The organism is Pseudomonas sp. B21-032 (genome assembly GCF_024748965.1).
Classification (GTDB): Bacteria; Pseudomonadota; Gammaproteobacteria; order Pseudomonadales; family Pseudomonadaceae; genus Aquipseudomonas.
In genome coordinates, this window is the sequence record NZ_CP087180.1 from 2,997,442 (window position 1) to 3,011,032 (window position 13,591).

Consider the following 13,591-nt stretch of genomic DNA (forward strand, 5'->3'; position numbering starts at 1 on the left):
CTGCTGCGCAGCCCTTCACCGGCAAGGCCGGTTCCCACAGGGACTCGCTAGTACAGGCGCGCCTTGACCAGCGGCCTGATCAGATAATTGAGCACCGTGCGCTTGCCGCTGAGGATATCCACCTCGGCAACCATGCCGGGGATGATCGGCAGCACCTCATCGCCCTTCTTCAGCTGGCTGCCGTCGGTTTTGATCAGCACCTGGTAGTACGACTCCTTGCCGCGCGGGGTGTCTTCCTCGATGGTGTCGGCGCTGATCTGCTCCAGGGTGCCCTTGAGGTCGCCATAGATGGAGAAGTCGTAGGCGGTGATCTTGACCTTGGCCGGCATGCCCGGCACCAGGAAGGCCACGTCCCGCGGCTTGATTCGCGCCTCGACCAGCAGGCGCTCTTCTACCGGGATCACCTCCATGATCGCTTCGCCCGGCTGGATCACCCCGCCGCGGGTGTTGATCAGCACAGTGTTGACCCGCCCGCGCACCGGCGACAGGATCTCGGTGCGGCGCAACTGGTCCTGGCGCTGCTGGATGATCGGCTCCAGGGCGCTGAGGTCGGCCTTGCGCTGCGAGCGCTCGGTGTAGGCGTCCTGGAAATAGGTGTTCTTCAGCTCGGTGAGCTTGCCGTTGAGGGTGGCGATGTCCTGGCTGAGTTTCAATGCCTCCATCTGGCTGACCGCGCGCTTGGCCACCAGCGGGCGCACCAGGTCGAGCTGGCTCTGGGCCAGGCGGATCTGCGCCTGGATCGAGCGGGTGTTTTCCAGCAACTTGCCGCGCCGCGACTTGAACAGCTCGCGCTCGGAGCGCGCCAACGGGCTGTCGGGGTCGACCCCGGGGCCGAACTCGATGCGTTCCTTGCCCAGCACCTCGGCATCCAGGCGGGCGATCGCCGCGCGCAGGCCGTCGGCCTGGTTGGTCGACTCCTGGACGTTGGTCAGAAAGCGCGTTTCATCCAGACGCACCAGCGGCTGGCCAACCTCCACCAGGTCGCCCTCCTTGACCAGCAGGCGGTCGAGGATGCCGCCTTCCAGGCTCTGGATCTTCTGGATGCGGCTGTACGGCACTACCCGGCCATCGCCACGGGTGACCTCGTCGAGCTCGGCCCAGGCCGCCCAGGCGATAGCGATGAGGATGCAGGCCAGCAACAGCCACAACAGCGGCCGGTACACCGGGTGGGTCACCGCCAGCAGCGGGTCGGCCAGCTCGCGGCGCAGTTTCGCCGCCTTGCGCTCAGAGTCCATGTGCACCTCCTGCGGCCTGTGGGGCCTGTACCTGACTGCCCTGCACCACCTGGTCCAGCGGGCCATCCATGATCACCCGGCCCTGGCGCAGCACCACCGCGCGCTCGACCAGGGCAAGCATGCTTTTTTTGTGCGTGGTGATGATCAGGGTACGTTTGCCCAGCCATTGCTGCAGGTAGTCGATCACCTGTTTTTCGCTGGTCTGGTCGAAGGCTGCAGTGGGTTCGTCGAGCAGCAGTATTGGCGGGTCCTGCAGCAGTACCCGGGCCAGGCCCACGGCTTGGCGCTGGCCGCCAGACAAACTGGCGTTGCCCTGCAGCGGCATGTCCAGGCCCAGCGAATGGCTGCGCACGAAAGCGCCGAGGCCGACGCCGTCGAGGGTTTCCAGCAGTTCGTCATCGCTCAGGGCGGCGCTTTCGAGGTTGAGGTTGTCGCGCAGGCTGCCCTGGAACAACGCCACCTCCTGGGGCAGGTAGCCAATACCGCGCTGGCGGTCGGCCGGGTCGATCTGGCTGAGGGCGACGTCATCGAGCAGCAGGCGCCCGGCCTGGGCATCGAGCAAGCCGCTGAGCAGGCGCAGCAGGGTCGACTTGCCGGCGCCGTTGCCGCCCAGCAGCGCTACCCGCTCGCCGGCCTGGATGGTCAGTGCCTGGATGTCCACCACCGGCGGGCTGTCACCGTGGCTCAGGCGCACGCCTTCAAGGCGAAAGTGCCCGTGCAAGTGCGGCTTGTGCACGAAGCGCTTGCCCTGGGGCCGCTCCTGCTCGGCGGCTATCAACTGGTCGAGGCCTTCCATGGCCACCTTGGTGTGCTGCCAGCGCCCGAGAATGCCAGCCGCCTGGGACAGCGGCGCAATGGCTCGCGAGGCGAGGATCGAACAGGCCACCAGGGCCCCGACGGTCATCGCCCCTTCGCTGATGCGGTAGACACCGAACACCACTACGCCGACATAGCACAATTGCTGGACGATGCTCGAGGCGTAGCTCAGGCTCGAGGCCAGGGCGTGGGTTTTCATTGCCGTGCTTGAAAGCTCGCCGGTCAGGGTTTCCCACTGCTGCAGGCAACGGCCTTCGGCGCGGGTGGCCTTGACCGTTTCCAGGTGCTCGAAGGCTTCCAGCAGCACGCCGTTTTTCATCGCCCCTTCGCGCAGGTTCTGCCGCGACAGATTACCCAGCAGGCGCTGGGTCAGCAGCCCCGGCAGTACCATCAGCACACAGGCGACGATCGGAACCCAGACCACCTGGCCACCGATCAGGGCAATGATCAACAAAAAGATCAGCACGAACGGCAAATCGCTGATCAGCGCGGCGCTGGATGAGGTGAAGAACTCGCGCACCGACTCGAACTCGCGCACCTGGGTGCTGAAGGCGCCCATGGACGCCGGCTTGGCGGCGATCCGCGTGCTCAGCACCCGCGAGAACAACAGGCTGGAGAGCTGCAGGTCGAGGCGCTTGCCCAGCACGTTGAGCAAATGCCCGCGCATGATCCGCAGCACGCCGTCGAGGACAATCGCCAGGGCCACGCCGCTGGCCAGAATCCACAGGGTGTCGAAGGCGGCGTTGGGCACCACGCGGTCATATACCTGCATGGCGAACAGCGCCGAGGCAATCGCCAGGACGTTGGCCACCAGGGCGGCGGCGGCCACTTCGGCGTAAGAACGCCAGAGCTTTTTCAGCGGGCCGAAAAACCAGTGCTCGGGCACCGCCCTGGCGTAATCCCCTACCCGCTCGTCGGCGCGAAACCGGCACTTGGCGAACACCGCCGTGCCGCTGTACAGCGCCGCCAGTTCAGCCAGGGGCAAACGCTCGCCGCCGCCATCGCTCTGCGGTACCAGCACCTGAGCGTGCTCAGCGTCGAGCTTGACCAGCACCAGGCTGCGCCCGTCGTTGAGCAGCAACAGCGCGGGCAGCAGGTAGTTGTCCATCTGCGCCAGCGGCAGTTGATCGACCCGCGCGGTGATATCGGCGCGGCGCAACGCCCGGGCGACCATGCGCAGCGGCAGGCGGCCGTGCTCCAACGGCAAGCCGTCGACCAGCTCGGCATCGCCCAGCGGCCGCCCCAATTGCCGGCACAGCAACAGCAAGCCCTCGCGCAGCGGATCGTTGTGAGGGTCATGGTTGAGCACCACGACGTTGTCGGCAATCCTGTTGTCAGCTTCCATTCAAGCGATTCTCCACCAGTGGGCCCAACAAGCCGACCTGTGCGGCCGCCCGGTACTCGATGCGTTTGCGTTCGATGTGCAGGTTGATCAGTTGCCGCTCGGCCTCGAAGCGTTCACGCTGGACGTTGAGCAGGTCGATCACATCGCGCCGGCCCACCTCGAACTGCTCGCGGTACAGCTCGCTGACCTGCGCCGACTCGGTGACCTGCTGCTGCAGCGACTTCTCCCGCCAACCCAGGGTTTCGCTGTTGTCGAACAAGGTCTGCAATTGGCGGCGGATGTCGCGCTGCATGGCATCGGCGGTAAAGCGCGCGGACTCCAGGCGTTGCTGCGCGGCGGTCGGGCGGCGGAAGTTGGACAGGCCCTGGAAGGTGTCCATGCGCAAGCGCAGGGCCACCACCGAGTCGCTTTCCGGATGCCCGCCGACTTCCCGGCGCAAGGCTGTGGCTTCGATATTCAGTTGCGGCAGCAACGACGCCTTGGCCTCGCGAACCTGGGCTTGGGCAACGTTGGCGTCTTCCAGCGCCTTGCGTTGCAAGGGCGCGTCGTGGATCACCCGGGTCAGGTCGCTTGAGGCCAGGTAGCGCTTGAGCGACAGCGGCTCGGGGTCGCTGAGGGCATCGGGTTCCTGGCCAACCAGCAGGGCGTACTGGTTGCGGGCATCCTGCAGGTTGCCCTTCTCCAGCGCCAGTTGCTCCTGGGCCCGTGCCAGTTCAAGGTTGGCGCGGTCCAGCTCGCTGCGGTCGGCATAGCCGTCGCCGCCACGGTCTTCGGTCATCTGGCGGATGCCACCGAGGCGCTGCAGGTGCTCGCGCACCGCCTCGACCCGGCGCTCGGCCGCCAGTACATCCAGGTAGGTCTCGACGATATCCAGCGCGGCATCGTCGCGGGCCACCAGCAGTGCCTGCGACAGTTTGCGCTGGGTGGCGCTGGCGCTGTCGACCTTGCTGTTGACCCGGCCCCAGTCATAGAGCATCTGCGAGGCGGTCAGGTCGTAGACCACATCGCCAAAATCGAACTCCTGCGGCCCGCCAGACACCGACACCGACGGGTAGTAGCCGCCTTTGGCAATCTCCACTTCTGTTCCGGCGCGATCGGCTTCGGCCATCGCCGAGCGCACCTCAGGGTGAATCGCCAGCCCTGCCCGGACCGCCTGGTCCAGTGGCATGGCTGGCGCAACCATCGGCAGGCCCAGCGCCAGCAGCCACAGGGCCACTTGCGCTTGCCGCCGTCCCTTGCGCGCGTACTGCATGCGCGCTGCCATCACACGACAACCTGAACCGTATTGTCCTCGACCAGCAAGATGTTGGCGCCAAAGGTGTAGACGTCGTAGTTGACGCCGTTGATCGCCTGGCTGGTCCCGGTGTTCACCGCCCCGACCACGTTCAGGGTGTCGTTGCTTTCACCGGTGATCTGCAGGGTGTTGTTGGCATCGGTAATGGCGTTGACCTCCGCTGCGCTCAGGGTCAGCACACTGCCCGAATCGCCCTTGCCCAGGTCGATACGCTCGATATTGCTCAGCGTGCCGACCCCCACCGAGTTGTAGTCCAGGTCGATGCCGTTGGCGAACAACAGGGTATCGAAGCCCGCCCCGCCGTCGATGCTGACAAAGTTGGTGGCGGTGATCTGGATGGTGTCGTTGCCGTCACCCGCCACCACATGATCGCCGGTGCCGACGTTGAAGATCAGGTCGCTGCCGGCCCCGCCATTGATATGCTCGGAGCTGCCGTTGGCCCCCGCCATCACGTCGTCGCCGGCGGTGCCGTTGACGTCGATCTGGCCAATGTTCAGCGACAGGCCGTTGGGCACCAGGGTGATGCCATAGGCGGCGCTGTCGTTGCCCTGACCATCGGTTGAGACAACGTTGAAGGAGATCTGCGAGCCAAGGTTGAGGATGTCGGTAATGTTCAGCCCCAACTGGGTGAGGACGCTCGGGCTCAGCAGGTTCAGGGCAAAGTGCCCAGTGCCATCGGCGTTGATTGGCAGCAGTTCGACGTTCAGCACCGGGGTGATGACGCGAATCACCAGGCTGGAACCGGCCTCGGTGGTACCGCTGAAGCCAAACCTGGGGTTCAGCGGGTTGAGGCTGACATCAACCCCGAAGCCGCCGATGGTCACCGGCTGCTCGATGCTGGCGCCAATGCCGATGCTGGCGACGTTGCTCGGGTTGCCGGCCGGGTCGCGGCCGACCACCGAGACCTGGGCACTGAGCAGTTGGTCCCAGCTGAAGTCGATGTCAAGGTCAGTGAGCAGGTTCAGCGACGCCAGCCCGCTGTTGTCGGCGGTTACCGTTACCGTAGCGACTACCCCGCCAACGGTCAGGTTGACGGTCAGCTCGGTGCCAGGTTCGGCTGAGATGGTCAGCAGGTTGCCGACCAGCGACAGCACCGGGGTGGCCGGCGGCACGGTGTCGATGGTGAACGGTGCCGGCGTCGAGGCGGCGCCGCCGTTGATGTCGGCCGTGACGGTCGAGGCGCCCTGCGGGAACGGCCCCTGCCCGCCTGGCGGGGTCAGGGTCAGGGTCACGCTGCCAGCGCTGATATCACCGGCCGTCAGGGTATGGCTGACCACGGCTTCATAGCCGTTCTGGCCGGCGAACTTGACGGTGACCACCTGGCCGGCCTGCATGGTCGGCCGCACGCTCACGTTGACCTGGATGCCATCGCTGATTTCGGCGGCGTTGATCCAGGTATCGGCGGCTTCCGGCACGCTGATGGTTGGCGGCGCCAGGTCCGGGGCAATGACGCTGCCCGGGCCGCTGACGTTGCCGGCCGCATCCACCGCCACCGCCGACAGCAGCTCGCCGGTAATCAGTGGTGGTGCGAACGGCAGGCTGAAGGTGCCGCTGCCATCGACGTTGACCGTGATCGGGTTGGCGCTGTCGCCGTTGACCACGATGCGCACCTGGCTGTTGGCCTCGGCGGTACCGGTGAGCAACGCGCCGTCGGCACTGATGCTCAGCACCGGCGCGCCCGGTGCCACGCTGTCGACCGTAGTGGTTGCCGGCCCGCTGTCATTGCCGGCGGCGTCCTCGGCCACGGCATTGACCACGGTGCCGTTGGCCAGCGGGCTGGCCGGGGTGAAGCTCCAGTTGCCGCTGCCATCGGCGGCGGTCTCACCAATCGGGTTGCCGCCGCCATCGGTAAGGATGACCTTGGCGCCGATTTCGGCAGTACCGCTGATGACTGCACCGTTGCTCGGGTTGATCACCGGTGCGGCAGGCGCCACGGAATCCACTGTGGTGCTGGCCGGGCCGCTGTTGTTGCCGGCGGCGTCCTGGGCCACGGCATTGACCACCGTGCCGTTGGCAAGTGGCGCGCCGGGGGTGAAGCTCCAGTTGCCGCTGCCATCAGCAGTGGTTTGACCGATCGGGTTGCCGCTGCCGTCAGTAAGGATGACCTTGGCACCGATCTCGGCGGTACCGCTGATGATCGCGCCATTGCTCGGGTTGATCACCGGTGCGCCAGGCGCCACCGCGTCAATGGTAGTGCTGACCGGCCCGCTGCTGTTGCCAGCGGCATCCTGGGCCAGCGCATTGATCACGGTGCCGTTGGCAAGTGGCACGCCTGGGGTGAAGCTCCAGTTGCCGCTGCCATCAGCAGTGGTTTGACCGATCGGGTTGCCGCTGCCGTCGGTGAGAATGACCTTGGCGCCGGCTTCGGCGGTACCGACAATGATCGCGCCGTTGCTCGGCTCGATTACCGGTGCGGCCGGCGCCACGGCGTCAACCGTGGTACTGACCGGGCCGCTATTGTTGCCGGCAGCATCCTGGGCCACGGCATTGATTACCGTCCCATTGGCCAATGGCGAGCCCGGAACAAAGCTCCAGTTGCCGCTGCCATCAGCGGTGGTTTGACCAATCGGATTGCCGCTGCCATCGGTAAGAATGACCTTGGCGCCGATTTCCGCGGTGCCGGTGATCACCGCACCATTGCTCGGGTTGATCACCGGCGCGGCAGGCGCCACGGCATCCACCGTGGTGCTGGCCGGGCCGCTGCTGTTGCCGGCAGCGTCCTGGGCCACGGCATTGACGACGGTGCCATTGGGCAACGGGCTGGCCGGGGTGAAGCTCCAGTTACCACTGCCATCGGCAGTGGTTTGACCAATCGGGCTGCCGCTGCCGTCGGTAAGGATGACCTTGGCACCCGCTTCGGCGGTGCCGCTGATCGCTGTGCCATTGCTCGGATTGACCACCGGCGCGCCGGGCGCCACGGCATCAACCACCGTACTGGCCGGGCCGCTGTTGTTGCCGGCGGCGTCCTGGGCGACGGCGTTGACCACCGTGCCATTGGCCAACGGCGGCAGCGGTGTGTAGCTCCAGTTGCCGCTGCCATCGGCGCTGGTCTGACCGATCGGGTTGCCGCTGCCATCGGTGAGGATCACCGTGGCATTGGCTTCGGCAGTACCGACAACAACTGCCCCGTTGCTGGCATTGATCACCGGTGTTGCCGGTGCCACGGCATCCACCGTGGTACTGGCCGGGCCGCTGCTGTTGCCTGCGGCGTCCTCGGCCACGGCGTTGACCACGGTGCCATCGGGCAGCGGCGTGCCTGGCACGAAGCTCCAGTTACCGCTGCCATCGGCGGTGGTTTCACCAATCGGGTTGCCACTGCCATCGGTCAGAACGACCTTGGCGCCGATTTCGGCGCTGCCGCTGATGACCACGCCGTTACTGACGTTGACCACCGGCACCGCAGGCGCCACGGCATCCACCGTGGTACTGCCCGGGCCACTGCTGTTGCCGGCAGCATCCTGGGCCACGGCGTTGATCACCGTGCCGTTGGGCAACGGGCTGGCCGGGGTGAAGCTCCAGTTACCACTGCCATCGGCTGTAACCTGGCCAATCGGGTTGCCGCCGCCGTCAGTAAGGATGACCGTGGCACCCGCCTCGGCGGTCCCGCTGATGACTGCACCATTGCTCGGGTTGACGACCGGTGCGCCGGGGGCCACGGCGTCGACCGTGGTGCTGCCTTGCAGGCTGGTGTTGCCGGCAGCGTCCTGGGCTACGGCATTGACCACCGTGCCGTTGGCAAGTGGCGAGCCCGGGGTGTAGCTCCAGTTGCCGCTGCCATCGGCCGTCACCTGACCAATCGGGTTGCCGCTGCCGTCGGTGAGGATAACCTTGGCACCGGCTTCAGCAGTGCCGACGATGACCGCGCCGTTACTCGGGTCGATCACCGGCGCAGCCGGGGCCACCGCGTCAATGGTAGTGCTGACCGGGCTGCTGGTGTTGCCGGCCGCGTCCTGGGCCACGGCATTGATTACCGTGCCATTGGGCAAGGGGCTGCCTGGGGTGAACGTCCAGTTGCCGCTGCCGTCGGCCGTGACCTGGCCAATCGGGTTGCCGCTGCCATCGGTAAGGATGACCTTGGCACCCATCTCGGCGGTACCGCTGATGACCGCGCCATTGCTCGGGTTGATCACCGGCGCGGCAGGCGCCACGGCATCCACCGTGGTGCTGCCCGGGCCACTGCTGTTGCCGGCAGCATCCTGGGCCACGGCGTTGATCACCGTGCCGTTGGGCAACGGGCTGGCCGGGGTGAAGCTCCAGTTGCCACTGCCATCGGCGCTGGTCTGGCCAATCGGGTTGCCGCCGCCATCGGTGAGCAGGATGGTCGCGCCGGCTTCGGCAGTACCGCTGATCTCGGCGCCGTTGCTCGGCTCGACCACCGGCGCCGCGGGCGCAACGCCATCAATCGTGGCAACCGCCGCCGCACTGTCGACCCCGCTGGGGTTGCGCGCCACGACATTGATCACGGTGCCGTCCGGCAGCGGCACACCGGGGGTGAAGCTCCAGTTGCCGCTGCCGTCGGCCGTCACCTGGCCGATCGGGTTGCCGTTGCCGTCGGTGATGATGAGGGTGTTGCCGGCATCGGCGCTGCCGCTGATGACCGAACCGTTGCTGGGGTCGATCTGCGGGATCGACGGCAACGAGGTATCCACGATAGTGCTAGCGGGCGCGCCGGTGTTGCCGGCCGCGTCGGTGGCGGTGACATTGACCACGGTGCCGTTGGGCAGTTGCGCACCGGGGGTGAACGTCCAGTTGCCGCTGCCATCGGCAGTGGTCTGGCCGATCGGGTTGCCGCTGGCGTCGGTCAGGGTAACGGTGCTGTTGGCCTCGGCGGTGCCGTTGAGGGTATTACCGTTGCTTGGGTTGACCACCGGCGCTGGCGGCGGCACGGCATCCACCGTGGTGGTGCCCGGGCCGCTGGTATTGCCGGCCGGGTCCTGGGCCACGGCATTGATCACCACGCCGTTGACCAATGGCGCAGCAGGCGTGAACGTCCAGTTGCCGCTACCGTCGGCGGTGGTCTGGCCGATCGGATTGCCACCACCATCGGTGATGATGATCCTGGCCCCCGCTTCGGCAGTGCCGCTGATGGTGCTGCCATTGCTCGGATTGATGACCGGTGCGCCCGGGGCAACGCTGTCCACGGTGGTGGCGGCCTGCAGGCCCGTGTTGCCAGTCGTATCGGTGGCGGTGGCAATCACCACGGTGCCGTTGGCCAGCGGGCTGCCCGGGGTGAAGCTCCAGTTGCCGCTGCCATCGGCGGTCACCTGGCCAATCGGGTTGCCGCTGCCATCCTTGAGGACAACCGTGGCACCGGCTTCGGCGGTGCCGCTGATGGTGGCGCCATTGCTCGGGTTGATGACCGGGGCCGCAGGCGCCGAGCTGTCGACGGTGACGCTGGCCGGTGCGCTGAGGTTGCCGGCAGCATCCTGGGCGACAACGTTGACCACGGTGCCATCGGCCAGCGCCGAACCCGGGGTGTAGGTCCAGTTGCCGCTGCCGTCGGCAAAGACTTCGGCGATCGGGTTGCCGCTGCCGTCGGTGAGAATGACTTTGCTATTGGCTTCGGCGGTGCCGCTCAGGCTGTTGCCGTTGCTCAGGTTGACCGTCGGGGCCGGCGGCGCGACGGCATCCACTACGGCAGAAGCCGGTGCGCCGGTGTTACCGGCCGGGTCGGTGGCCACCGCATTGACCACGGTGCCGTTGGGCAGCGGGCTGCCCGGGGTAAAGCTCCAGTTGCCACTGCCGTCGGCGGTTACCTGGCCAATCGGGTTGCCGCTGCCATCGCTCAGGGTGACGGTGGCGCCGGCTTCGGCGGTACCACTGATGACGCTGCCATTGCTCGGGTTAAGTAGCGGCGCGCCCGGAGCGACGCTGTCTACCGTGGTCGCCGCTGGAGCACCGGTGTTGCCGGTCGGGTCGGTGGCCGTGGCCACCACCACCGTGCCGTTGGGCAACGGGCTGCCCGGGGTGAAGCTCCAGTTGCCGCTGCCGTCGGCCGTGACCTGGCCGATCGGGTTGCCGCTGCCATCCTTGAGCAGCACCGTGGCGCCGGCTTCGGCGGTGCCGCTGATGACGCTACCATTGCTCGGGTTGAGTACCGGAGCCGCAGGTGCCGAGCTGTCGACGCTTACGCTCGCCGGCGGGCTACTGTTACCTGCCGCGTCCTGGGCGAGCACATTGATTACCGTGCCATCGGCGATTGGCGTGCCCGGGGTGTAACTCCAGTTACCGCTGCCATCGGCGGTCACCTCGGCAATCGGGTTGCCGTTGCCATCGCTGATGATCACCTTGCTGTTGGCTTCGGCGGTGCCACTGAGGCTGCTGCCATTGCTCGGATTGATGGTCGGCGCCAGTGGCGCGACGGCATCGACAGTGACGCTGGCCGGGCCGCTGCTGTTGCCGGCGGCGTCCTGGGCCACGGCATTGATCACGCTGCCATCGGGCAACGCGGCGCCCGGAGTAAAGCTCCAGTTGCCGCTGCCGTCGGCAGTGGTTTCACCAATGGGGTTACCACTGCCGTCGCTGAGAATGACCTTGGCACCGGCTTCGGCAGTACCGCTGATGACCGCGCCATTGCTCGGATTGACCTGCGGTGCGGCCGGCGCCTGGGCATCGACGACAGTACCGCCGGGGGCGCTGGTGTTGCCGCTGGCGTCGGTGGCGGTGACGTTGACCACGGTGCCGTCGGGTAACGGGCTACCCGGGGTGAAACTCCAGTTGCCGCTGCCATCGGCGCTGGTTTGACCAATCGGGTTGCCACTGCCGTCGGTCAGGGTGACGTTCGAACCGGGTTCGGCAGTACCGCTGATGAAACCGCCATTGCTCGGGTTGACCACTGGCGCCGCGGGCGCTACAGCGTCGACGCTGACCGTTGCCGGCGCACTAGTGTTGCCCGCCGCATCCTGGCTGACCACACTGACCACGGTGCCATCGGCAATTGGCGTGCTGGGGGTGTAGCTCCAGTTGCCACTGCCATCGGCGCTGGTCTGGCCGATGGGATTGCCGTTACCGTCGCGGATGATCACCGTGCTGCCTGGCTCGGCGCTGCCGCTAAGCTCGCTGCCATTGCTCGGGTTGACCGTCGGTGCGCCAGGCGCTACGCCATCGACGGTGACGCTGGCCGGGCCACTGATGTTGCCGGCGGCATCCTGGGCCACGGCATTGACCACGGTGCCATCGGGCAACGGCGTGGCCGGGGTAAAACTCCAGTTGCCGTTGGCATCGGCAGTGGCCTGGCCGATCAGGTTGCCGCTGCCGTCAGTCAGGGTGATGGTCGCCCCGGCTTCGGCGCTACCGCTGATCTCGCTACCGTTGCTCGGGTTGATCTGCGGTGCTGCCGGCGCCACCGCGTCGACGGTGATCGACGCCGGCGGGCTGCTGTGGCCGCTGGCATCCTGGGCCACCACAGTGACCACGGTGCCATCGGCCAGCGCCGTGCCTGGCGTAAAGCTCCAGTTGCCATTGCCGTCGGCGACCGTCTGGCCGATCGGGTTGCCATTACCGTCGGTGATCACCAGGGTTACGCCGGGCTCGGCAGTACCCGACAGCTCGCTGCCATTGCTGGCATTGACCTGGGGTGCATCCGGGTAATCGGGGGCCTGGACGCTGACGCCCGGGCTGCTGTTGCCGGCAGGGTCAGTGACCACCACGGTGACGGTCTGGCCATCGGTCAGCGGTGGATCAAGCGGCACCTGGAAGCTGCCATCGCTGCCGATCACCGCCGTGACATCCGGCTGGCCATCGCCATTGGTGTCGACACCAACGCTGGCACCGGGCTCGCCATTGCCACTGACGCTGCTGCCGTCGGGCGCCACTTCGACATCCGTGGGCGCCGCCGGGGCGGTGGTGTCCGGCGCGCTGGCCTGGGCTGGCGGGCTGCTGTTGCCGGACGGGTCGGTAATCACCACGGTCACCGTCTGGCCATTGGTCAGCGGTGGATTTAGCGGCACCTGGAAGCTGCCGTCAGGGCCGATGATCACCGTGATATCGGGATGGCCGTCGCCATCGGTGTCGATGCCCGCCGTGGCTCCCGGCTCACCCTTGCCACTGACCAGGGTGCCATCGGGGGAGACTTGCAGATCGCTTGCCGGCGCCGGTGCGGTGGTGTCCGGTGCGGTGATCTGGGTCGGCGGGCTGCTGTTGCCGGACGGGTCGGTGACCACCACGGTCACCGTTTCACCGTTGGTCAGTGGCGGGTTCAACGGTACCTGGAAGCTGCCATCGGCGCCGACCACCACGGTTGCATCAGGCTTGCCGTCGCCGTTAGTGTCGATGCCGACGGTAGCGCCCGGCTCGGCCTTGCCGCTCACCGAACTGCCGTCGGTGGCCACCTGCAACCCCGTCGCTGCACCCGGCGCGGTGGTATCCACCGGTGGGGTTTCACTGCCGCCGCCACCACCGCCACCACCGCCACTGTTCGACACCGCAACGCCCGCACCAATCACCGCCGCGCCCGCCAGCAGCATCCCCCTACCCCCAGGCCGCCTGCGGTCGCACCGGCACCGGCGCCCCCGGCAGCGGTCAGCGAGTCAAAGCCTGCAGCGCTTTCCTGGGCGACATAGGTGGCCGCCAGGATGCCCTCTGCGGCAACCGGCGGCAGGCTAACCGCCACCAGCTTGCCTTCATGGACCAGGAACAGCTCACTGGGTGGCTGGCCTTCGGCGTAGAAATTGGCAATACGGACGCTCTCGCCGTTCTTGAGCTGCACCACCAGGTCGGCATCGCTTTTCGAATAGCTGGCAACCGCCTCGGGATCGATGTCGAGGGCGATTTCGCTGCTTTCGGTAAGTTTCAGGATGCCGTTGGTAGGGATTTCAGTGACAGCGGCGGACGAGACATTTTGATTGAGGGGGGAAACCTGCGCCTGGATCGACATGCTAGACAGTCCTTTTGCCCATAGAT

The 13,591-nt window shown here is 66.9% G+C and carries 5 protein-coding genes; all 5 read right to left on the reverse strand.

Annotation, left to right across the window (positions count from 1 at the left end):
- Positions 1-47 precede the first annotated feature (47 nt).
- From LOY54_RS13690 to LOY54_RS13710, 5 genes are read right to left on the reverse strand one after another with little or no spacing between them, the layout of a single operon-like run.
- Complete coding sequence (locus LOY54_RS13690) at positions 48-1,235, reverse strand: HlyD family efflux transporter periplasmic adaptor subunit (RefSeq protein WP_093382819.1); 1,188 nt, start codon at positions 1,233-1,235, stop codon at positions 48-50.
- Entirely contained in the window at positions 1,225-3,396 is a 2,172-nt protein-coding gene (locus LOY54_RS13695; RefSeq protein ID WP_258606713.1) for a type I secretion system permease/ATPase, read from the reverse strand. Before LOY54_RS13695 ends, LOY54_RS13690 begins: the two co-directional genes overlap by 11 nt.
- Positions 3,386-4,660, reverse strand: a complete 1,275-nt coding sequence (locus LOY54_RS13700; RefSeq protein WP_258606714.1) for a TolC family protein — start codon at positions 4,658-4,660, stop codon at positions 3,386-3,388. The genes LOY54_RS13695 and LOY54_RS13700 overlap by 11 nt, the downstream gene beginning before the upstream one ends.
- Complete coding sequence (locus tag LOY54_RS13705) at positions 4,660-13,155, reverse strand: Ig-like domain-containing protein (protein WP_258606715.1); 8,496 nt, start codon at positions 13,153-13,155, stop codon at positions 4,660-4,662. The genes LOY54_RS13700 and LOY54_RS13705 overlap by 1 nt, the downstream gene beginning before the upstream one ends.
- Entirely contained in the window at positions 13,131-13,565 is a 435-nt protein-coding gene (locus tag LOY54_RS13710; RefSeq protein ID WP_258606716.1) for a BapA prefix-like domain-containing protein, read from the reverse strand. The genes LOY54_RS13705 and LOY54_RS13710 overlap by 25 nt, the downstream gene beginning before the upstream one ends.
- Between the last annotated feature and the right edge of the window lie 26 nt (positions 13,566-13,591).

What these genes read in the sequence shown, in the direction of transcription:
- LOY54_RS13690 (WP_093382819.1), bottom strand. Translation starts at nt 1,235, where the DNA reads ATGGACTCTGAGCGCAAGGCGGCGAAACTGCGCCGCGAGCTGGCCGAC.
- LOY54_RS13695 (WP_258606713.1), bottom strand. Translation starts at nt 3,396, where the DNA reads ATGGAAGCTGACAACAGGATTGCCGACAACGTCGTGGTGCTCAACCAT.
- LOY54_RS13700 (WP_258606714.1), bottom strand. Translation starts at nt 4,660, where the DNA reads ATGGCAGCGCGCATGCAGTACGCGCGCAAGGGACGGCGGCAAGCGCAA.
- LOY54_RS13705 (WP_258606715.1), bottom strand. Translation starts at nt 13,155, where the DNA reads ATGCTGCTGGCGGGCGCGGCGGTGATTGGTGCGGGCGTTGCGGTGTCG.
- LOY54_RS13710 (WP_258606716.1), bottom strand. Translation starts at nt 13,565, where the DNA reads ATGTCGATCCAGGCGCAGGTTTCCCCCCTCAATCAAAATGTCTCGTCC.